This window comes from Stenotrophomonas sp. yr243, assembly GCF_900184195.1.
Classification (GTDB): Bacteria; Pseudomonadota; Gammaproteobacteria; order Xanthomonadales; family Xanthomonadaceae; genus Stenotrophomonas; species Stenotrophomonas lactitubi.
The window spans coordinates 338,116-359,553 of the sequence record NZ_FXWT01000005.1 but is presented as its reverse complement, the minus strand read 5'-3'; the positions used below and the strand labels follow the sequence as shown (position 1 = coordinate 359,553).

The window sequence follows — 21,438 nt, the reverse complement described above, 5'->3', positions numbered from 1 at the left end:
GGGCATGGCCCGGCGCTACCGGACAACGATCAATAGATCGGCGTCACCTTCATCTGCGGCAACGGCCGTGGCGAGCCGTCGGTGAGGTCGGGGCCAAGATCATCCCAGCTGCGCCCCTGCTCCACCATCAACCCCCACAGCTGCTGCGACGCCATCCGCTTGTCTTCCGAACCCAGCTTGTAGGACGGTGGTGGCGGCGTGCCTGTGGCCACCATCGCATAGGCCGCGCGATAGGCCAGCACCTGCTGCGCCGGATCGTCGGTGCGCGATATCTCCAGCGTGTAGCGCTGGTAGGCCGAGGCCAGGTTGCGCCAACGGATCCAGTAATGGTTCTCGAACGAGAACGAACAGAAACGTGCGCCGGCCAGGCTGCCCTTGTCGGCGATGCGGGTCAGCACCTCCTGTGGCATGTCCAGGTTCATGCCGCCCTCGTCGCCCTGCAGGCTCACATGCACGATGCGGTCGCGATAACCGGGCGCACGCGCCTGCAGCAGGTCGCGCCAGTTCTGCATGGTGGCCACCACCGCAAACAGGAAGCGGCCCAGTTCGCCGGCAGCCAGTGGCGTGGCAATGGACTGGTAATGCCGCTGCCATCCATGACGGTTCTCGGTGGGCAGGAACACCGAGCGTTCCAGCGCCTGGCGGCTGTCGCTCTCGCGCACCACCGGCTCGGGGCGTTGCGGATAGACCAGGTTGATGGCGAAGGTCGGCCAGCGCGGCAGCGCCGCATCGAACAGGTGGATCGGGAAGTTGCTGCTGATGCCGCCATCGGAGAACCAGCACACCCGGAACGCGGTGATCACCGGACCGCAGGCCTGGCCTGCGCTGGTCAGGCCTTCCATGCTGTCGGCCACGTTGTGCCCGGCCTCACCTGTAGCCGTCGATGTCGGCTCGCAGCGACGTTCGCGACGCGAGGGCTCATGCAGCGGCACCGCGCTGATCAGCAGCGGGAAGCTGAGGCTCATGCGCGTGGCCACCAGTACCGGCAGCGATGCGCCCTGCGGCAGGTGGTAATAGTTGCGGCCTTCAACCTCGCGCGGCGGACCAGCATGGTCGACCATCCACTGCACCACGCTGGCCGGAAACAGCTGCTCGAATTCCTCGCGCAGGAACCAGAACTGCGCGCCGCCCAGCGGCAATGTGCGCGGTTCATTGTGCGACACGCAGGTGGTGATCATCTGCAGGGTGATCGCATGCGGACTGTGCGGCTCGCCTGCATAACGCGGCGCGTCGTGCAGATCGGCGAAGGTCAGCGGTGCATCCATCGGTTTGCCTGACAACTGCTGCAGGCTTTCATGCAGCCACTCGGTCAGCGCCGGCGTGCCTGCGTCCCGGCTCAGTCCACTGCACAGCCCCAGCAGGTTGCGTCGCGCCACCCGTGCCACGCGCAGCGCGGCCCCGGCTACACCTGCACCATAGGCACACAACAGCGACGGCAGCAGGGTCGCCGCCACGCCGCTCCAGCCACCGCCCCACCATCCCAGGCCAAGCAGCAGTGCCAGCGACACCAGCACTTCCAGCGGCGCGATCTGAAACACCGCGATGGCCAGGCACAGCAGCTTGCGCGGCCAACCTGCATTGCCGGTCAGCACCACCAGCAGCCGATACGCCGCGCGCGCGCCAGCGGCGGGCTGGAACAGGCTGTAGATGAATCCACGCCGCGACAGCTGTGCCGACACCGCTGAAAGGCCGCCATAGCCGGCGTCGCCAGGCAGGTGTTCGCCCAGTTGCTGGCGGCGGTCGCCATATGCCGCAGCGGCGGCCACGGCAGCGGCGATGGCACCGGCCGAGGTACCACCGATGCTCTTGAAACGGTATTCGCGGGCCAGTGCGAGCACCGCGTTGGGATACACGATGCCGCTGGTGATACCGCCTTTCATGACCAGATCGCAGTACTTGTCCGCCACTACCCTTCCTCCGCTTGCCAACGGCGCGCCGCAGCGCGTATTGCCATCCCTGGACCGGTGAGACCTGCCTGTCATTGCCATAGCGCTTGGACGCGGGGCACGGGAACGTGTGAAAGGCTCCCATCCAACGCCAGGAATGCAGTATGACGTGGAGCCCTCTCACCGCCTGAGACCACCGCCGCAGTTGTGCAGGCACGTCGCCGGCAGGCAGCCACCACACCGTGCTGGCAGCTGTCTGGCGCCACTGGCGGATACTTGACCGGCCGCACCGAAGGCGTAGCATCTGCATCAAGCCAAGGGACAGACCCGTGGCTGCCACAACGACATGAGGGATTCTCATGGAATTCGACTATCTCGTCTTCATCGGGCGTTTCGAGCCCTTCCACAACGGCCATGCCGCCGTTGCCCGCCTTGCCCTGAGCAGGGCCCGCAAGCTGATCTTCCTGGTCGGCTCTGCCGATACCCCCCGCAGCCTGCGCAATCCCTGGACCGTGGCCGAACGCGCCGTGATGATCCAGGCCGCCCTCGATGGCAACGCCGATCGCCTGCTGATCCAGCCACTGCGTGACCACCTGTACAACGAAGCCCAGTGGATCGCCAGCGTGCAGCGTCATGTAGCCGAGGCCCTGCGCAACGATGGCGCCGCACCCGATGCGAAGGTCGGCCTGATCGGCATGGACAAGGATGCTTCCAGCTACTACCTGCGGGAGTTCCCGCAATGGCCGCTGGTCGACGTGCAGCACACCGCTACCTTGTCGGCTACCGAGCTGCGCCGTTACCTGTTCGAAGCCGGCGACGTGGATTTCCACGGTGCACTGCTGATGCTGCGCGGCAATGTACCGGCACCGGTGTACGACATGCTTGAGGCGTTCCGCAGAAGCTCACCGGCCTACGCGCAGCTGGTGACCGAGTACCGTTTCATCGAGCAGTACAAGGCCGCCTGGAAGGATGCGCCATACGCACCGACCTTCGTCACCACCGATGCGGTGGTCGTGCACTCGGGCCACGTACTGCTGGTCCGCCGTCGTTCGGCACCGGGCAAGGGCCTGTGGGCGCTGCCCGGCGGCTTCGTCGGCCAGGAACAGAGCCTGCTCGCCAGCTGCCTGCGCGAACTGCGCGAGGAAACCCGGCTGAAGATTCCACTGCCGGTGCTGAAAGGCTCGCTGAAGGGCCAGCAGGTGTTCGACCACCCCGAGCGCAGCCAGCGCGGCCGCACCATCACCCATGCCTTCCACTTCGAATTCCCCGCTGGCGAACTGCCGGCGGTGCGCGGTGGCGACGACGCCGACAAGGCGCGCTGGATTCCGGTCAGCGAGGCGCTGGACATGGGCCCGCAGCTGTTTGAAGACCACCTGCACATCCTGGAGTACTTCCTGGGCCGGGGCTGATCCGTCCGGACCCTGCAGACCCCGTTTCCCCCACCGGCGGACAGACCGCCGGTGCCACTCGACGCGAAGGAGCTTCCGTCATGCATTACCTCGATAACCTTCTCCTCAACACCGACAGCTACAAGGCCAGCCACTGGCTGCAGTACCCGCCGGGTACCGACGCCACGTTCTTCTACGTGGAATCGCGCGGCGGCCTGCACGATCGCACGGTGTTCTTCGGCTTGCAGGCGATCCTCAAGGATGCCTTGGCACGGCCCATCACCCATGCCGACATCGACGACGCCTCAGCACTGTTCGCCGCGCATGGCGAACCGTTCAACGAAGCCGGCTGGCGCGATATCGTCGAACGTCTCGGCGGCCATCTGCCGGTACGCATCCGCGCCGTACCCGAAGGCAGCGTGGTGCCCACGCAGCAGGCACTGATGACCATCGAGTCGACCGACCCCGCCGCCTTCTGGGTGCCGTCCTACCTGGAAACCCTGCTGCTGCGCGTGTGGTACCCGGTCACCGTGGCGACCATCAGCTGGCATGCACGGCAGACCATCGCCGGCTTCCTGCAGCAGACCAGCGATGACCCGCAGGGGCAACTGCCGTTCAAGCTGCACGACTTCGGCGCACGCGGCGTCTCCAGCCTGGAATCTGCCGCACTGGGTGGTGCCGCGCACCTGGTCAACTTCCTCGGCACCGATACGGTGTCGGCGCTGTGCCTTGCACGTGCGCACTATCACGCGCCGATGGCGGGCTATTCGATTCCGGCCGCCGAACACAGCACCATCACCAGCTGGGGCCGCGAGCGCGAAGTGGATGCGTACCGCAACATGCTGCGCCAGTTCGGCACGCCCGGTGCGATCGTTGCGGTGGTGTCGGACAGCTATGACATCTACCGCGCCATCAGCGAACACTGGGGTACCACCCTGCGCGAGGAAGTGATCGCTTCCGGCGCCACCCTGGTCATCCGCCCGGATTCTGGCGACCCGGTCGAGGTGGTCGCCGAGAGCCTGCTGCGGTTGGATGCCGCGTTCGGTCACACGATCAACCGCAAGGGCTACAAAGTGCTCAACCACGTCCGCGTCATCCAGGGCGATGGCATCAACCCGGACACGATCCGCGCGATCCTGCAGCGCACCACCGATGATGGCTACTCGGCTGACAACGTGGCCTTCGGCATGGGCGGCGCGCTGCTGCAGCGGCTGGACCGCGATACCCAGAAGTTCGCACTGAAGTGCTCGGCAGCGCGGGTGGACGGTGACTGGATCGACGTCTACAAGGATCCGGTCACCGATGCCGGCAAGGCCAGCAAGCGCGGCCGTATGCGCCTGCTGCGCCGCTTGGACGACGGCAGCCTGCACACGCTGCCGCTGCCGGCCGATGGCGATGACACCCTGCCGGTCGGCTTCGAGGACGCGATGGTGACCGTGTGGGAGAACGGCCGCCTGCTGCACGACCAGCGCCTGGATGACATCCGCGCGCGGGCCGCTGCCCAGCGTTGAGGACCCATCCACGCATGGCGTGGATCCAGCTGGGGGTCAGAGCCTGTTGCGGGGCGGCGGGATCCGGCCCCTGGGCCTTGACCGGCGCCGTCAACACGTCCACCGTGGGCGCGCCGAAGGTATCCCTGCCGTGGTCTGGATGACGACAGGGATTTAAACGGGAATCCGGTGAAGGCGCCTCGCGCGCCCATTCCGGAGCTGCCCCGCAGCGGTGAATGGAAACGAATCCTGCCAACAGCACTGGGCTCGCGCCTGGGAAGCGGCAGGTAGTAGGTGGGCCGCGACCCGTGTCCATCAGCCCGAATACCGGCCCCGGCCGGGGGACACGACCGTCCCCTGATTCGACCTGGAATCTCCGCGGGGAGGTTGCCGGGGCCATCGTCGTCCTGCACGTGCAGGCGGTGTGGTCGCGCGCGTCCTGTTCACGGTTTCCGGCCAGACCTGCTGCCCACGCCCACACGCACCCTACGATGACCGAGCTCCAACGCCCCACCCTGACTCTTCCCGACAACGGCCAGCGACTGCTGCTGCACTCGTGCTGCGCGCCGTGCTCGGGCGAAGTGATGGAGGCGATCACCGCCTCCGGGATCGACTACGCGATCTTCTTCTACAACCCTAACATCCACCCGGTGAAGGAATACGAGCTGCGCAAGCAGGAGAACATCCGCTTCGCCGAGCAGCACAACATTCCCTTCATCGACTGCGACTACGACACCGACAACTGGTTCAGCCGTGCGCGTGGCATGGAGAACGAACCCGAGCGCGGCATCCGCTGCACGATGTGCTTCGACATGCGTTTCGAGCGCACCGCGCTGTACGCGCACGAACACGGCTACGACACCATCAGCTCCTCGCTGGGCATCTCGCGCTGGAAGAACATGGCGCAGATCAACGACTGTGGCGTGCGCGCCGCCTCGCGTTACGAAGGCCTGCAGTACTGGGACTACAACTGGCGTAAGGGTGGTGGTGCCAGCCGCATGGTCGAGATCAGCAAACGCGAGCAGTTCTACCAGCAGGAATACTGTGGCTGCGTGTACTCGCTACGCGATGCCAACCGCCACCGCCGCGAGAACGGCCGCGAGCGCATCAAGATCGGCCTGCTGTATTACGGGCAGGACAATGACGCCGCCAGCCAGGACAATGACGCCGCCAGCAGCGATTGACGTGCGCGCAAGGGGCGGCCACGCTGGTCGCCCTTCTTCCGTTGTGCCGGATCTGCCATGACTGCCCTGCCCGCTGATGTCGCCCTGCTGGTGATCGACCTGCAGCCGGACTTCATGCCCGGTGGCGCCCTCGCCTGCGAACAGGGCGATGCGCTGGTGGCGCCGATCACGGCACTGTTGGCCGAGCGACGCTACCGCACCGTGGTGGCGACCCAGGACTGGCACCCGGCCGACCATGCCTCGTTTGCCAGCCAGCATCCGGGGCATCTGCCCTTTGAAGCGATCCTGCTGCACGCACAGCCGCAGACCCTGTGGCCGGACCACTGCGTGCAGGGCAGCGGGGGCGCCGCACTGCACCCGGGCGTGGACTGGACCGTGGCCGACCTGATCCTGCGCAAGGGCAGCCGCCAGCAGGTGGATTCGTACAGCGCCTTCCGCGAAAACCACGGCCCCGACGGCACGCGCCCGGCGACCGGACTGGCCGGCTGGCTGCACGAACGAGGGATCCGCGAGGTGCACGTGTGCGGGTTGGCGCGCGATTACTGTGTGCTGTGGAGTGCGCAGGACGCGGTCAAGTCCGGCTTCCGGGTGAAGTTCCTGTGGGAGCTGACCCGCCCGGTGACCGATGCCAACGACGGCATGGTGCGCGAGGCCCTGGCGAAGGCGAGGATTGCGGTCGCCTGACGCGTGGCGGTAGTGCCGGCCGCTGGCCGGCAACCCCTGGATCCCCGCAGTTGCAGGCCAGCGGCCGGCACTACCGGAATACGACCGTGCGGTGCCCGTTGAGCAGGATGCGGTGCTCCACGTGCCGGCGTACCGCGCGCGCCAGCACCTGCGATTCGGTATCGCTGCCCAACCGCACCAGCTCGCGGGGAGTCATCGCGTGGTCCACGCGGGCCACGTCCTGTTCGATGATCGGGCCTTCGTCCAGGTCTTCGGTGACGTAGTGCGCGGTGGCGCCGATGATCTTGACCCCGCGCGCGTGCGCCTGGTGGTACGGCTGCGCGCCCTTGAAGCTGGGCAGGAAGCTGTGGTGGATGTTGATTGCTCTGCCCGCCAGCGCACGGCACAGCGTGGGTGAAAGAATCTGCATGTAGCGCGCCAGCACCACCAGGTCGATGCGCTCGCGTTCGACCAGGTCGATGATCTGCTGTTCCTGCGCCGCGCGCGTGTCCGCGTTCACCGGCAGGTGGTGGAACGGCACCTGGTAGGACGCCGCCAGCGCTGCGAAGTCGGCATGGTTGGAGGCCACCGCAGCGATGTCCACCTTCAACTGGCCGCTGTGCGCACGGAACAGCAGGTCGTTCAGGCAGTGGCCCTGCTTGCTGACCAGCACCAGCAGGCGCGGCCGGCGGCGCCCATCATGCAGCTGCCAGTCCATGCCGAAGTCCGCTGCCAGTGCGGCCATCGCGGCGTGCACGGTATCCAGCGGCAGGCCCGCATCGCAGTCGAAATGCACGCGCAGGAAGAAGCGACCGCTCTCCTCGTCGCCGAACTGCTGGGCGTCGAGGATGTTGCAGCCGTGGTCGAACAACAGGCCCGACACGCGGTAGACGATGCCGGTGCGGTCGGGACAGGAGAGGGTGAGGATGGAATCGGGGCGCATCGCCCGAGTGTAGGGCAGCACACTCCCGTGGTGCACGATGCTGTCAAATGCAACCATCAGTTAGAGACGAGGCGCGGAGCGCGCATGATTGGAGCAAGTTCCTCCCCCGCACCTCGCCAACCGGTTCCAGTTTCAATGACCCGACCCTCGCGAACAAGGTGAAAGACCGGAGTCTGCTGACGGTCGAAAGCCGCCCACCTCTTGTCTACGTACATCACGCTCATCGGCAGCTCAGGATGAAGTCCATTCCATTCGGCGATGCTATCGCCGGCCCAGTGCGGGCCATTGGGCACTACCAACACCAGCTTAGTGCGGAGCCCCTCATAGGCAGGCTGGGCGACAATGTTCTGCAGGGCTCTTCGTGAGTAGCCACAACGCGGATGAACGATGGCAACAACCCGGTCTCCGCTCAGCCGTATCGAATCACGAGCGAGGGAACCGTCAGCCTGGACAGCGTACACGGGCAGGCCGGGCGGAAAGCGGCCCGGAAGGACCCGCGGAAGCGCCGGGACGTTACTGAGCCACTGGCGACGCAACCGTTCTGCTTGGGCAAAATCGCCCCTTGCCACGTGTAGTCCTATCAGCCTGCGATGATGCTCAGCGCCGGCGGTGCCGCGCTCGACCAACAGGCCGTACTGTGCCAACGCATTGCGCAGCGGTTCGGCATCCGGTACGTAGTTGGCGAACAGCGCCGCAGCCTTGAACTGGTCCTCGATGATGCGGTCCTTGTTTCTGCAGCCGACTGCACGTGATGACCTGCGACCCGCAACGTAGATGTGCGACAGCGCCTCGATGCGATCACGTGCAGATGCATCCAGCGTTGTCGCCTCCGCCTTCAACAGCTGTGTGTAGGTATCGGCCTTGCACATGGATACAGGGCTGATACTGGACGCAGCTCCTAGAACAAGCATCCATCCGGGGAGCAGCATGCGCGCTCAACAACCCGACATGCAGACGAACTCTGTGGCCTCTCTGCACGTGGCACGGGCGACACATCGATATCCCATGTGATCCTCCACGAGCTCACCGGATTGGACATATGAGCGGTGGATATCGCGATCAACCTCATTCTCGACACGCAACCCTGGCATCAGCCGGAGTGTGCGTTCGGCACCGAACAGCGACAGCAGCCGGTGGGCTTGACTGTAGCTCAGCTCGCTGGCGATGGCTTCCGTCGAGTAGCCAACCAGGCCGTTCTCGTTGAACGACAGCGAGGTCAGGAACTGCTCCAGCCCGTGCACGGACAGGAGCGCCAGCGGCGAATCCACGGGGATCACGGCGAGGTAGCTGTCCAGGCGCGCTGCGCTGGAAATCTGCGCGTTCTTCTGCGCGACGAGCACCTGCTCACGTACTGATTCCCGCACACCATCGTCCGTCTGGGCGGCAGTGGCAGTGGCAGTGGCAGTGGAGTAGGCAAGCACCAGTATAAGTAAAGAGACGCGCGTGCGGTTCTGCATGATGCACTCCTGTATGCGGCGGACGTGCCAAGGTCAGCGTAGTGCGGGGCGTTGCGGCAGGATTGTGCGTGCGGTCTCGCAACGCCTGCATTGCAACAATTCCCATGCCACCGGCCGCCGGGGTTCGCGGGCAAAGCGGCGCTTGGTACAGACCCAAGCGATACTTGGCCTTCCGCATGGCAAGCTGGTCGGTCATGAACCTGTTGCAGCTCATCCGCAGCTTCACCCGCACCGCAGAGACCGGCAGCATTGCCGCTGCGGCACGCACCCTTGGCATCAGCGCCACCGCCGTGGGCCAGAACATCAACCGCCTGGAAGCCCACCTGGGCGTGCGCCTGCTGAACCGAAGTACGCGCCAGCTGGCGCTGAGCGAGGCCGGCACGGTGTACCTGGCACAGGTGCGGCATCTCGAAGCCGATCTGGCACGCGCGCAGGCCATGGTCACCGGCGACGTGGAACCGGCCGGGCCCCTTCGCATCGCCAGCAGCAGCGCGTTCGGCCGGCACGTGCTGGCACCGCTGCTGCCCTCACTGCAGCAGCGCTACCCGCAGCTGCAGCTGGAACTGCGCCTGACCGATCGCGCCGTGCAGCACGGTGCCGAGGCGGTGGATGCAAGCATCCGCATCGGCGCGCAGCTGGAGGACGGGCTGGTGGCGCGTCCTCTGGCACGTATTCCGTTCGTGTTCTGCGCATCGCCGGCGTACCTGCAGGCACACGGCATGCCACTGGAACCGGCGCAGCTGGCCGCCCATCGCGGCCTTCTGCATCGCTTCCCCACCGACGGCCGACCGCTGCGCTGGGGCCTGCTGAAAGATGGTCAACGCGTGGACGCGGCATTGCCGCCGAGCATGGTCTGCGATGACATCGATGCGCTGGCCGAACTGGCCGCTGCCGGTGCCGGTGTCACCCGGCTGGCAGCGTTCGTGGCCGAGCCGTACCTGCGTGACGGGCGCCTGCAGGCGATGTTCGGTTGCGGCACCGACTGGCAGCCGGAACCGATGGACGTCTATTTCTGCGTCAGCGACCGCCGCGATTTCACCGCCAAGATCCGCGCGCTGTTCGAGCACCTGCAGGCCGGCCTGCCGCCGGCCTGGCAGGTGTAATGCTCAGCGCGGACTGAACACGCCGCGTGCGTCGCGCGGCTCGCAGCGCAGGTACTGCGGCGCCGGCACCACGCTGTCACCCAGCGCAGCAGCGGCGTGCCACGGCCAACGCGGGTCGTACAGGATGCCGCGGGCCAGCGCGATGGCATCGGCCTGGTTGTGGCGCAGGATCGATTCGGCCTGCTCCGGCTCGGTGATCATGCCCACCGCGACCACCGGCATCCGCACCTTCTTGGCCTTGATCGCCGCCGCGAACGGCACCTGGTAGCCGGGGCCGACGCTGATCTTCTGGCGCTCATGCAGGCCGCCGCTGGAAACATGCAGGAAGTTGCAGCCACGTGCGTCCAGCACCTGTGCCAGCGCCTCGCTCTGCACGATGTCCCAGCCACCCTCGACCCAGTCACTGGCGGAGATGCGCACGCCCACGGCGACCTTGTCCGACACCGCTGCACGCACCGCGTCGAATACTTCCACCAGCATCCGCAGACGGTTCGGCAGCGAGCCGCCGTAGCCATCGGTGCGGCGGTTGCTCAGCGGCGACAGGAACTGGTGCAGCAGATAGCCGTGCGCGGCATGGATCTCGATCAGCTCAAAGCCCAGGCGCTCGGCGCGCACCGCGCTGGCGGCGAAGGCAGCAACGACTTCGGCGATGCCGGCCTCGTCCAGTTCCTGCGGCGCCGGGTCTGCCGCATGGAACGGCAGCGGCGACGGTGCGACCGTGGCCCAACCGCGCGCATCATCGGCCGGCAGCTGACCACCGCCATCCCACGGGCGCGCCGTAGAGGCCTTGCGGCCGGCATGGGCCAGCTGCACACCCAATGGCATCGGCGACCAGCGGCGAACGCTGGCCAGCACCTGCGCCAGTGCCGCTTCGGTGCCGTCGTCCCACAGGCCCAGGTCGGCCCAGCTGATGCGGCCGCGCGCTTCGACCGCGGTGGCCTCCAGGATCAGCAGGCCCGCGCCGGACTGCGCCAGGTTGCCCAGATGCATGGCGTGCCAGTCGCTGGCGCGGCCGTCTTCGGCGGAGTACTGGCACATCGGCGCGACGACGATGCGGTTGGACAGGGTCAGGGGGCCGAAGGAGATCGGCGAAAACAGCTGGCTCACGGCAGTGGGGGTGTATCAAAGGGGGTGCGTATTGCACCGCTGTGCGGCCGATAGATCAACCGTGTGGGTAGATCGCTGTTTCGTGGGAAGGCGCAGCCGAGCCCATGCTTGGCTCAGCGCGTGGTCCAGCCAGCCAGCGCCTCGGCGCAGTCGCGCTCGTCCTTGAACTGCAGCAGATCGTCGGCACGGGTGCGGCCACGGTTCAGCGCGGCCACCGGCAGGCCGGCCTTGGCCGCAGCCTGCACGAAGCGGAAGCCGGAATAGACCATCAGCGAGGAGCCCACCACCAGCACCGCATCCGCCTGCTGCAGGTGCTCATGCACCGCATCCACGCGCTCACGTGGCACGTTCTCGCCGAAGAACACCACGTCCGGCTTCAGCAGGCCGCCGCAGTGCGGGCAGTCCGGCACCGCGAACGCGGAGAAGTCGGTTTCCAAGTCGGCGTCGCCGTCGGGCGCGATACCGGCCTCCAGCGACTCCCAGCCGGGGTTGGCATCCAGCAGCTGCTGCTGGAAAGCCTCACGCTCGCTGCGACGTTCGCAGCCCATGCAGCGCACCAGATCCAAGCGGCCGTGCAGGTCGATCACGTTGCGACTGCCGGCACGCTGGTGCAGGCCATCCACGTTCTGGGTCAGCAGCACCTGCAGCTTGCCACTGTCCTCCAGTGCGGCCAGCGCCTGATGCGTGCCGTTGGGCCGGGCCTGGCCGAAGCGCGGCCAGCCCAGCAGGCTGCGCGCCCAGTACCGCTGGCGGGTGGCGGCCTCGCCCATGAAGGCCTGGTAGGTCACCGGCGGCGTGCGCTTCCACTGGCCATCGGCATCGCGGTAATCGGGAATGCCCGAAGCGGTGCTGCAGCCGGCGCCGGTCAGCACGAACAGGCGTTGGGCACGGTCGATGAAGTCGGTGAGCGGCAGGGTCATGGCAGCCAGATGGGGGCGCGCGGGCGCCCCCGCAAGCACGGGCTCAGGCCGCCGGCGCGCCGGGCAGCTGCGGCACGGTCACCGGGTGGCCATCCTCACCCAGGGCGATCATCACGAAGTGGCCGCGGGTGCACAGCTTGCGCTCGCCGCTGTGCAGGTCCTCGGCGATCAGCTCCACCTCGACCTTCATCGAGCTGCGGCCGACCTCGACGATGCGGCCGATGGTCTCCACCATCTGGCCGATGCGGATCGGCAGCTTGAAATCGACCTGGTCGCTGCGCGCGGTCACCACGGTGCGGCGCGAGTAACGGGCGGCGGCCAGGAAGGCGGCCTTGTCCATCCATGCCAGCGCCTGGCCACCGAACAGGGTGCCCATGTGATTGGTGTGATTGGGGAAGACGATTTCGGCCATGCGCACTTCGGTCGGCGGCACGGTCTCGGGGATGGGGGTCATGGGGGCGGTTCGGGTGTGGGGTAAGACGGATTTTAAGGCAGGCGGCGTGCAGGCGGCGCTACACTTCGACACCCCCACTGCGTGAACCCGCCATGCCCGCCACGTCCGACCTGCTGGCCTTCGCCCTTGTCTCGCTGGCCATGGTGCTGACACCCGGGCCGAACATGATCTACGTGATCTCGCGCTCGATCTGCCAGGGCCGCGTGGCCGGGCTGATCTCGCTGGGCGGGGTGGCGCTGGGCTTCGTGTTCTACATGCTGTGCGCGGCGCTGGGCATCACCGCGCTGCTGATGACCGTGCCGTTCGCCTACGACGCGCTGCGCATCGGCGGCGCGCTGTACCTGCTGTATCTGGCCTGGCAGGCACTGAAGCCGGGCGGCCGCTCGCCGTTCGCGGTGCGTGACCTGCCGGTGGATGGCCCGCGCAAGCTGTTTGCGATGGGCTTCCTGACCAACGTACTGAACCCCAAGGTCGCGGTGATGTACCTGTCCCTGCTGCCGCAGTTCCTGCACCCGGACAGCGAAGGCGGCGTACTGATGCAGTCGCTGGTGCTGGGCTCCACCCAGCTGCTGGTCAGCGTGAGCGTGAACGGCATCATCGCGATGATGGCCGGCAGCATCGCCGGCTTCCTGGCTGCGCGTCCCACCTGGCAGGCGGTGCAGCGGTGGTTCATGGGCACGGTGCTGGCCGGCCTGGCCGTGCGCATGGCGGTGGATGGGCGGCGGTGATGACCCTTCCGATGCTGCAGCGATACTCCTATCTCAAGATCGATGGGCCGTCCTGCGTATGAACATGCTGTGCCGGCTGTAGTTCAAGGATCGCTGCTTGCGATTGACTCAATGCATCAGCACGATGAAGCGACTCCGCTTCAGGCGCACGAAGCGTATCCATCGTATTCATGTGTCCTCGGCGATGGGCTGGATCATCCATTGCTCCCTCCACTATGAAGACCCTCTCCCCACGAGCCAGGCTTTCTGTCGGGTTGTTCAACACAACATGGTCAACCCGCGAAAGCCCCTGCTCCTTCGCCAGTACCAGCAGACTTGCGGACATGCGCTGACTCGACTCGTCCCACGGCTTCCCATGCTCGGTGTCCAAGCGTTCCACACCAGCCCTGATCTGCATATAGAGAGCACGGTCTGCATCGCCAAGTTCAGCTGTTGAAGAAGGCACTCGATGTAGCGACGGTGAGTCGTCGGCGGGAGTGCCAACTCTCTCCGCAACTGCGGTGCGCTCGGCGTCAAGTTCTGGCTCTGGCCTGCGTCGTCGCTGCGAGGGCGCTATGTGCTGGTCATAGAACGCGCCGTAGTAAAGCTCGTAATTCGCATGAGGACCAACAGATGGAGTCTCCGTCTTGAAAACCTCAGCGATCTGTTCAATCGCTTGGCTGCGATTGATCCGTCCAGCCTGGAGTTCCACCGCAATGGCTCCATACTGCTGTGGCCGATTGCCTGTGCCCGACACGCCAATGTCCGGTCCTCCAGCCGCAACAATTTCGCGCTGGACCTGGACATTGCTGAGAGTCGCAGCTGCTTCTCCTCGCAACTTGCTGTTTACATAGGATTGCTTAGTCGTCGGATCTGATGGTTCGGTGAAGAGATGGTGCCCAACTTCGTGAGAAAGGGAACGTGCGATTCTGGCGCCTTGCCCGATCGCGTTCTCGTCAATAACGATCTTCTCAGCAGGTACAAGATAGGTGCCTTTACCGGCTTGCCCCCAGATGACCTCCAGATCGTCGCGTTCGGCCTGCGCGAGACCCGCTCGAAGTGTTGGGGATTTAGCCAGAAACGGCGCCAACGATGGGTCAACCAATGGCGAAGCCGGACGGCGTGCAGCTCCTGGGCGACTGGCCTCCTGCTGCTGTGGCAGTGCAAAGTCTTCAGTACGTTCCACGGTGTGGCTCCTGCGCCATGACAGGGCGGTCAGCGCTGACTGATCAGTACATGGGTAAGCGTTTTTTGGTCAGGGGCGAGCTGGAGCACGACCTTGACTCCGTTCACCTGAGCGGACCAGTAAGCGCGGGAGCCAGGCGCATCGGGGTGAGGTGGCTCTATGGTGGAGTCCTCCCAGATGATCTCCTCGAGCGCAATGCTTGGTGGCGCGACATCGAAGGTCAGCTTTGCAAGCGCAGGATTGTCGACATCACTTCTCAGCGTGATGTTCCGGACCTCAAGGTCGCCCAACATTCCGCGTTCTGCGGTCCGCTCGTCCCTCAGGCCCTGTCGCGTCGGCGCACCCAGGTGCGTGTGAAGCTGCTCACTCAATGCATCGACATCATCAAAACGCACGCCGGCCAAACGCTCGATGTCGTTCTTGAATCGCTCCATACCAGTTTCACTCCCTGATTTGACGGACTGTCTTTGATTCAAATGATGCGAGAGGGCTGGTGGTGCGCCGCTCGAGCACGCTGACAGTACCAACGCTGCAATAATGATTGTGAGGCAGCGATACCCTGCTACCCAGGGGCGGCGCCGAAGTCCACCTTTTGATGAAGAAGCGCATTTCTCGACCCATGCATCCATGAAAGTACCTCTCGCGGGAGTCCCACTTTCGCGAATCTAGCACGACGTCGGAGTCAAGCAGGTCACTGGCCGTGGGCACTCAGTCGCCGATGTGGCAAGTCGGCTCGGTAAGTCGATCCACGGTCTTCACCGCTGGCGAAAGCGGTATGTGAATCCATCATCCACGCGCCCGGTGGCAACGGCTCGGAGATGGATGACCGACATCCGGGCATGGTGCTGGCCGGGTTGGCGGTGCGCACGGCACCCTGAAAACCTTCCGCACTGCGCGCTCGCCGGGCATGGCCCGGCGCTACCGCAATAACGAAAAACCCCGGCGTTGGCCGGGGTTTTCGCGACAGGCCTGATTGGATCGATCAGAAGTTCATGTCGAAGGCGACTTCGCCCTTCACGCCCACCTGGTAGGCCGAAGCGCGGCGTTCGAAGAAGTTGGTCAGTTCCTGCACGTCCTGCAGTTCCATGAAGCTCAGCGGGTTGCGCACGTTGTACTTGCGCTCCATGCCCAGGCGATGGAAATGGTTGTCGGCGCAGTGCTGCAGGTACTGGCGCATGTCACGAGTGGAAATGCCCGCCACGCCACCGGACAGCACGTCCTCGGCGAACTGCACTTCGCACTCGATGGCTTCGGCCAGCATGTCGTAGACATCCTGCTTCATCTTGTCGTCGAACAGGTCCGGCTCTTCCTCGCGGATCACGTCCACGCACTCGAAGGCGAATTCCATGTGCGCGCTTTCGTCGCGGAACACCCAGTTCGTGCCCGAGGCCAGGCCGTTGAGCAGGCCGCGCGAACGGAAGTAGTACACGTAGGCGAACGCAGCGAAGAAGAACAGGCCCTCGATGCACGCAGCGAAGCAGATCTGGTTGAGCAGGAACTGGCGGCGCTCGTCGCGTGTCTCGATGCGCTTCAGGTCCTGGATCGAGTCGATCCACTTGAAGCAGAAATCGGCCTTCTTCTTGATCGAGTCGATGTTTTCCACCGCGGCGAAGGCTTTGACGCGCTCGTCCGGATCCGGCAGGTAGTTGTCCAGCAGGGTCAGGTAGAACTGCACGTGCAGCGCTTCTTCATACAGCTGGCGCGACAGGTACATGCGCGCTTCGGGCGCGTTCAAGTGCTGGTACAGGTTCAGCACCAGGTTGTTGGACACGATCGAATCGCCGGTAGCGAAGAACGCGACCAGGCGGTGGATCAGGTGGCGCTCGCCCGGCGACATCTTGCTGTGCAGGTCGCTGATGTCGATCTGGAAGTTGATCTCTTCCACCGTCCAGGTGTTCTTGATCGCGTTCCGGTACATGTCATAGAACTGCGGGTAGCGCATCGGGCGCAGGGTCAGTTCAAAACCGGGATCGAGCAGCATCTGCTTGGGCTTGTCGGCCATGGGTGTTTCCTTGAATTCCTGGGTGAGCGGCCGGGCATGGCCCGGCGCTACCGTGGGTGTCTCTCTGCAGCCGAGCATGGCTCGGCTCTACAGGTATGAGGTGCCGGCGATCGCCGGCACGGCGCGTCTTATTGGCAGGCCTCGCAGGCTTCCGGGTTCTCCAGCGAGCAGGCGATGGCTTCTTCCGGGCTGAACACCTTCTCCGGGTCAGCGGTGGCCACGTGGCTGACGGTGGTCTTGGCGATCTTGGTGGCCGGACGCGAACGCAGGTAGTAGGTGGTCTTGATGCCCTGCTTCCAGGCGTACATGTACATGGACGACATCGCGCCGATGCTCGGGCTTTCCATGAACAGGTTGAGCGAGGCGGACTGGTCGATGAAGGCACCACGATCGGCGGCCATGTCGATCAGCGAACGCATCGGTAGTTCCCATGCGGTGCGATAGACGTGGCGCAGCGTTTCCGGGATCTGGCTGATGCCCTGGATCGAGCCGTCGGCCAGCTTGATCGCATCGCGCATTTCCGGGGTCCAGTGGCCCAGCTTCTTCAGCTCGTTCACCAGATAACGGTTCACCTGCAGGAAGTCACCGGACAGGGTCTCGCGCTTGAACAGGTTGGACACCTGCGGTTCCACGCACTCGTAGCAGCCGGCGATGGAGGCGATGGTCGCGGTCGGGGCAATCGCGATCATCAGCGAGTTGCGCAGGCCGTGTTCCTTGATGCGCTCACGCAGGGCATCCCAGCGTGCGGCATCTTCCGGCACCACGTTCCAGGCATCGAACTGCAGCTCGCCGCTGGCCGCACGGGTGTCGGCGAAGGACGGGTGCTTGCCACGTTCCTGGGCCAGTTCCACCGAAGTTTCCAGCGCGTGGAAGTAGATGGTCTCGGCAATCTTCTTCGACAGCGCGCGGGCTTCGGCGCCATCGAACGGCAGGCGCTTGCGGAAGAACACGTCCTGCAGGCCCATGCAGCCCAGGCCGACCGGGCGCCAGCGCAGGTTGCCGCGACGTGCCGATTCGATCGGGTAGAAGTTCAGGTCGATCACGCGGTCCAGCTGGCGCACAGCCAGGCGCACGGTGTCGGCCAGCTTGTCGAAATCGAACTCGCCGTTGCCGTCGAAGTGGTTGCCCAGGTTGATCGAACCCAGGTTGCACACCGCGGTCTCTTCGGCCGAGGTGACTTCCAGGATTTCGGTGCACAGGTTGGACAGGTGGATCACGTTGCCGGCGCGCAGGGTCTGGTTGCTGGCGCGGTTGCACTTGTCCTTGAAGGTCATCCAGCCGTTGCCGGTCTCGGCCAGGGTGCGCATCATCCGCGAGTACAGCTTGCGTGCGGAAATGGTGCGGTTGGCCTTGCCCTGTGCTTCGGCCTGCAGGTAGGCGGCCTCGAAGGCTTCACCGAACAGGTCGGTGAACTCGGGCACCACGCGCGGATCGAACAGCGACCATTCCTGGTCCGATTCGACACGCTTCATGAACAGGTCCGGGATCCAGTTGGCCAGGTTCAGGTTGTGCGCACGGCGCGATTCGTCGCCGGTGTTGTCACGCAGCTCGAGGAAGTCCTCGATGTCGGCGTGCCAGGTTTCCAGGTACACACAGGCCGCGCCCTTGCGCTTGCCACCCTGGTTCACCGCAGCCACCGACGAATCCATGGTCTTCAGCCACGGCACGATGCCGTTGGAATGGCCGTTGGTCGACTTGATGAGCGAGCCACGCGAACGCACGCGGGTGTAGCTGACGCCGATGCCGCCGGAGAACTTGGACAGCTGGGCGATGTCGCCGTACTTGGAATAGATCGATTCCAGCGAATCCTGCGGCGAGTCCAGCAGGAAGCACGAGGACAGCTGCTCGTGGGTGGTGCCGGAGTTGAACAGGGTCGGGCTGGACGGCAGGTAGTCCAGGTTGCCCATGCGCTTGTACAGCGCCAGGGTTTCCGGCACGTCTTCGCTCAGCGCGCTGGCGATGCGCAGGAAGAACTGCTGCGGGGTCTCGATTACCTTGCGGGTGTGCGGATGGCGCAGCAGGTAGCGGTCGTACAGGGTACGCAGGCCGAAGTAATCGAAGTTCAGGTCCAGCGAGATGTCGATGGCATCGTTGAGCTTGCGTGCGTTGGTCTGCACGAAGTTCAACAGGCGGTCGTTGATCAGGCCCACTTCGTGGCCACGACCCACCGACTGCGAGAACGCGTGGATTTCCTGGTTGGACACTTCCTTGGCGATGAAGTTGGCCAGCAGGCGCGCGGCCAGGCGGCCGTACTCGGGTTCTTCGCCGATCAGCAGCGCCGCGGTGCGGATGGACAGTTCGTCCAGCTCCTGGGTGGTGGCGCCGTTGTACAGGCCGGAAATGGTGCGGGTGGCCACGCGCATCGGATCGACGGCGTGCAGGCCTTCAGAGGAACGCTGCACCGCGCGGACGATCTTGTTCAGATCCACCAGCTCGGTCGTGCCATTGCGCTTGGTCACACTCATCGCGTTGGACGTCGGCGGCGACGTCAACAGGAACTCGCTTTCCTTCTCGATGGTGGCGCTGGTCTCGGTGGTCACGGCGTGTGTCCTCTTGGCGTGATGGATGGTGGCTCGGTGCATCGGATGACGCGGCCCGGGACGTGACACCCCAGGGTGGCAGACCGGTGTCGCAGGAATTGAGACCTGCGCCTGTGGCTGCTGCTGGCAGTGCTGACCGGTGCCGCTGCGGGCATGGAGGGCGTATCACCGGAGGGTCCGGCGATCCATTCCATGGACCCGGCGGCTTGGGGTCCCCACAACCGACAGCCACAAGATAGTGGGGGTAGTTGGGTCCGTCAACGCCAAATGTAGTGAAATTCGTCAATCCCTTGCGCCGCAAGGATCGTGCCATCGGCGCCCGGTTTGGACGCTTTGGACCTGCTGGATCGGGCTGCGCAGTCAAGCCCGAAAAGCGTCGTGGTGGCGGTAATCAGCGCCCCACCAGCGGAACAATGACAGCTTCACATGACAGGGCCATGCAGGCGAGGGACAACTCTGTGGATAGGTGGTGGGCAGCCAGTGGGCAGCCGGTGGACGGGCGGCACCGGGTAGTGCCGGCCGCTGGCCGGCAGCCCGTGACCTGCGGATGCATCGTGCGGATGCCGGCCAGCGGCCGGCACTACCACCCCCGGAGTCCAGGGGACGGCGTTGTCACGCCCGGTGCGGGGTACCCAGGTACTCGGCGCTCTGCATTTCGATCAGGCGCGAGGCCGTACGCTCGAACGCGCCCTGCAGGCGGGTACCGGTGTACAGCTCGACCGGCGAGGTGCTGGCGGTGCAGACCAGGTTGACGTGGCGGTCGTACAGCTCGTCGATCAGGTTGACGAAGCGGCGCGCGGCATCCTCGTTCAGGCGATCGAAGGCCGGAATGCCGCCCAGCAGCACGGTGTTGAACTCGTGCGCGATCTCGATGTAATCCGACGGCCCACGCGGGCCTTCACACAGGGCGGCGAAGTCGAACCAGGCAATGCTCTTGCCACGCGCGCGCACCGGGATCTTGCGGCTCTCGATCTCGATGTTGCCGGCCTTGGCCGGTTGGCCGCCGCTCAGTTCGCCCCAACGCGTGGCCAGCCAGCTGTCGCTGTCAGCGGCCAGCGGCGCGCGATACACCGGCGAACGGGTCAGCGCGCGCATCCGGTAGTCCTCGGTGCCCTCGGCGTACAGCTCCACGCAGTAGCGCTGCAGCAGGCCGATGGCCGGCATGAAGCTCTCGCGCTGCAGGCCGTTGAGGTACAGGTTCTCCACCGCCGTGTTGGAGGTGGTGACCAGGGTCACGCCCTCGGCGAACATCCGCTCCAGCAGGCGCGCCAGCAGCATGGCATCGCCGATGTCAGTGACGAAGAATTCATCCAGCACCAGCACGCGCAGGTTGCTGCGCCATTCCTGGGCGATCTTCGCCAGCGGGTCGCTCTGGCCCTGGTGCTCGCGCAGGCGCTCGTGGACGCTGCGCATGAAGCGATGGAAGTGGGTGCGGTACTTCTGCTTGATCGGCAGGCCGTCGTAGAACAGGTCCACCAGGAAAGTCTTGCCGCGGCCGACGCCGCCCCAGAAGTACAGGCCCTTGACCGGCTCGGGTTTCTTCCAGAACGAGGACAGGCGGTCCAGCCAGCCATCCTCGGCGCTGTCCACCAGCGCCAGGTGGATCCGGTCCAGCTCGGCCAGGGCCGCATGCTGGGCCGGGTCGTTCTGCCAATCGCCACGTTCCACCCCGGCCGCATAGCGCTGCGTCGGGGTCAGTTCCACCTCGCTCATGCCGCCGTGCCCAGCCAATGCTTGACGCCGTGGGTAAGCGCGCCGCGCAGGTCGATCAGCTTGCGGTGGAAGAAGTGGCTGGTGTCCGGCATGCGCACCAGCTCATGCGGCGCATCGAGGGTGTCCAGCCACTGGTAGACGGCCTGCGGGTCGACGATTTCATCCTGCTCGCCCTGGATCACCAGCCAGCGCGCCGGCGGCGTGATGCCGCCGAAGTCCCAACGGCCCGCCGGCGGCGCGATCGAGATCAGCGCTTCGGGCTGCAGTTCGGCGGCGGTCTTCAGCGAAACGAACGCGCCGAAGCTGAAGCCGGCCAGCCACAGGCGGTCGTCGGGACGCTGCTGGCGGACCCAGGCGGTAACGGCCTTCAGGTCCTCCTGCTCACCGACGCCATGGTCGAATTCACCGGCAGAACCACCGACGCTGCGGAAGTTGAAGCGCACCGTGGCGATGCCCAGCTCGCGCAGGGTGGTGGCGGTCATGGTGACCACCTTGTTGTGCAGGGTGCCGCCTTCGGTGGACAGCGGATGGCAGATGACGGCCACGATCGGCTGCACCGGCACATCGGCCTTGGGCAGGTCGATGAGCACTTCCAGCGGGCCAACCGGGCCTTCCAGTGAGATGCAGGCGGTTTCGCCGGGGGCGACGGGGAACGAGGGCTTGTGCATGGCACCATGATAGCGTCCCCCGCCGCT

19 protein-coding genes and 1 riboswitch are annotated in these 21,438 nt (G+C 65.4%); of the genes, 6 read left to right on the top strand and 13 right to left on the bottom strand.

Translation table 11 applies throughout. From position 1 onward, the window contains the following. Nucleotides 1–29: 29 nt before the first annotated feature. The gene (locus QOL57_RS20845; protein ID WP_176429893.1) at nt 30–1,880 is read right to left on the bottom strand and encodes a patatin-like phospholipase family protein; all 1,851 of its coding nucleotides are present in this window, start codon (nt 1,878–1,880) and stop codon (nt 30–32) included. 359 nt (nt 1,881–2,239) lie between these two features. On the opposite strand from QOL57_RS20845, the gene QOL57_RS20840 reads away from it, so the two are divergent. From QOL57_RS20840 to pncA, 4 genes are all read left to right on the top strand, one after another. After that, nucleotides 2,240–3,295 carry a bifunctional nicotinamide-nucleotide adenylyltransferase/Nudix hydroxylase gene (locus QOL57_RS20840; RefSeq protein ID WP_089241485.1) on the top strand — a complete coding sequence of 352 codons (1,056 nt, stop codon included), beginning with the start codon at nt 2,240–2,242 and terminating at the stop codon, nt 3,293–3,295. 80 nt (nt 3,296–3,375) lie between these two features. Further along, the gene (locus QOL57_RS20835; protein ID WP_089241487.1) at nt 3,376–4,785 is read left to right on the top strand and encodes a nicotinate phosphoribosyltransferase; all 1,410 of its coding nucleotides are present in this window, start codon (nt 3,376–3,378) and stop codon (nt 4,783–4,785) included. A gap of 114 nt (nt 4,786–4,899) precedes the next feature. Beyond that, nucleotides 4,900–5,115, top strand: a riboswitch (cobalamin riboswitch). Nucleotides 5,116–5,255: 140 nt separating this feature from the next. Then, entirely contained in the window at nt 5,256–5,948 is a 693-nt protein-coding gene (locus QOL57_RS20830) for an epoxyqueuosine reductase QueH (protein WP_089241489.1), read from the top strand. Nucleotides 5,949–6,005: 57 nt separating this feature from the next. Then, the gene (pncA, locus tag QOL57_RS20825) at nt 6,006–6,632 is read left to right on the top strand and encodes a bifunctional nicotinamidase/pyrazinamidase (protein WP_089241491.1); all 627 of its coding nucleotides are present in this window, start codon (nt 6,006–6,008) and stop codon (nt 6,630–6,632) included. Nucleotides 6,633–6,702: 70 nt separating this feature from the next. Here pncA and purU read toward each other — a convergent pair whose 3' ends face one another. From purU to QOL57_RS20810, 3 genes are read right to left on the bottom strand one after another with little or no spacing between them, the layout of a single operon-like run. Continuing rightward, a complete protein-coding gene (gene purU, locus QOL57_RS20820) occupies nt 6,703–7,554 on the bottom strand; it encodes a formyltetrahydrofolate deformylase (RefSeq protein WP_089242006.1) in 852 nt (283 codons plus the stop codon). Nucleotides 7,555–7,610: 56 nt separating this feature from the next. Continuing rightward, nucleotides 7,611–8,483, bottom strand: coding sequence for a hypothetical protein (locus QOL57_RS20815; RefSeq protein WP_089241493.1), 873 nt, complete (start codon nt 8,481–8,483; stop codon nt 7,611–7,613). A 6-nt stretch (nt 8,484–8,489) separates the two neighbouring features. Then, entirely contained in the window at nt 8,490–9,011 is a 522-nt protein-coding gene (locus tag QOL57_RS20810) for a hypothetical protein (RefSeq protein ID WP_089241495.1), read from the bottom strand. Between the two features lie 194 nt (nt 9,012–9,205). On the opposite strand from QOL57_RS20810, the gene QOL57_RS20805 reads away from it, so the two are divergent. Next, nucleotides 9,206–10,114: a LysR family transcriptional regulator gene (locus QOL57_RS20805; protein ID WP_089241497.1), complete on the top strand. Its 909-nt coding sequence runs from the start codon at nt 9,206–9,208 to the stop codon at nt 10,112–10,114. Nucleotides 10,115–10,117: 3 nt separating this feature from the next. Here the strand turns inward: QOL57_RS20805 and QOL57_RS20800 are convergent, their stop codons facing one another. The 3 genes from QOL57_RS20800 to QOL57_RS20790 all read right to left on the bottom strand — a co-directional run bounded on the left by QOL57_RS20800 (nt 10,118) and on the right by QOL57_RS20790 (nt 12,595). Next, nucleotides 10,118–11,221, bottom strand: a complete 1,104-nt coding sequence (locus tag QOL57_RS20800) for an NADH:flavin oxidoreductase/NADH oxidase (RefSeq protein ID WP_089241499.1) — start codon at nt 11,219–11,221, stop codon at nt 10,118–10,120. A gap of 113 nt (nt 11,222–11,334) precedes the next feature. Then, on the bottom strand, nt 11,335–12,141 hold the full coding sequence (locus tag QOL57_RS20795; protein WP_089241501.1) for an NAD-dependent protein deacetylase: 807 nt from the start codon (nt 12,139–12,141) through the stop codon (nt 11,335–11,337). 43 nt (nt 12,142–12,184) lie between these two features. Beyond that, nucleotides 12,185–12,595 carry an acyl-CoA thioesterase gene (locus QOL57_RS20790; RefSeq protein ID WP_089241503.1) on the bottom strand — a complete coding sequence of 137 codons (411 nt, stop codon included), beginning with the start codon at nt 12,593–12,595 and terminating at the stop codon, nt 12,185–12,187. Between the two features lie 92 nt (nt 12,596–12,687). Between QOL57_RS20790 and QOL57_RS20785 the strand changes: the two genes are divergently transcribed. After that, nucleotides 12,688–13,323 (top strand): LysE family translocator, encoded by a 636-nt coding sequence (locus QOL57_RS20785; protein ID WP_089241505.1) that lies wholly within the window; start codon nt 12,688–12,690, stop codon nt 13,321–13,323. Between the two features lie 28 nt (nt 13,324–13,351). Here QOL57_RS20785 and QOL57_RS20780 read toward each other — a convergent pair whose 3' ends face one another. The 6 genes from QOL57_RS20780 to QOL57_RS20755 all read right to left on the bottom strand — a co-directional run bounded on the left by QOL57_RS20780 (nt 13,352) and on the right by QOL57_RS20755 (nt 21,411). Next, on the bottom strand, nt 13,352–14,488 hold the full coding sequence (locus tag QOL57_RS20780; RefSeq protein WP_089241507.1) for an XVIPCD domain-containing protein: 1,137 nt from the start codon (nt 14,486–14,488) through the stop codon (nt 13,352–13,354). 29 nt (nt 14,489–14,517) lie between these two features. Continuing rightward, nucleotides 14,518–14,922, bottom strand: coding sequence for a hypothetical protein (locus QOL57_RS20775; protein WP_089241509.1), 405 nt, complete (start codon nt 14,920–14,922; stop codon nt 14,518–14,520). Nucleotides 14,923–15,470: 548 nt separating this feature from the next. After that, a complete protein-coding gene (locus QOL57_RS20770; protein WP_089241511.1) occupies nt 15,471–16,490 on the bottom strand; it encodes a ribonucleotide-diphosphate reductase subunit beta in 1,020 nt (339 codons plus the stop codon). 128 nt (nt 16,491–16,618) lie between these two features. Then, nucleotides 16,619–19,030 (bottom strand): ribonucleoside-diphosphate reductase subunit alpha, encoded by a 2,412-nt coding sequence (locus tag QOL57_RS20765; protein WP_089241513.1) that lies wholly within the window; start codon nt 19,028–19,030, stop codon nt 16,619–16,621. 612 nt (nt 19,031–19,642) lie between these two features. After that, nucleotides 19,643–20,743 (bottom strand): cell division protein ZapE, encoded by a 1,101-nt coding sequence (gene zapE, locus QOL57_RS20760; protein WP_089241515.1) that lies wholly within the window; start codon nt 20,741–20,743, stop codon nt 19,643–19,645. Beyond that, nucleotides 20,740–21,411: a CocE/NonD family hydrolase gene (locus QOL57_RS20755; RefSeq protein ID WP_089241517.1), complete on the bottom strand. Its 672-nt coding sequence runs from the start codon at nt 21,409–21,411 to the stop codon at nt 20,740–20,742. Before QOL57_RS20755 ends, zapE begins: the two co-directional genes overlap by 4 nt. Nucleotides 21,412–21,438 lie beyond the last annotated feature (27 nt).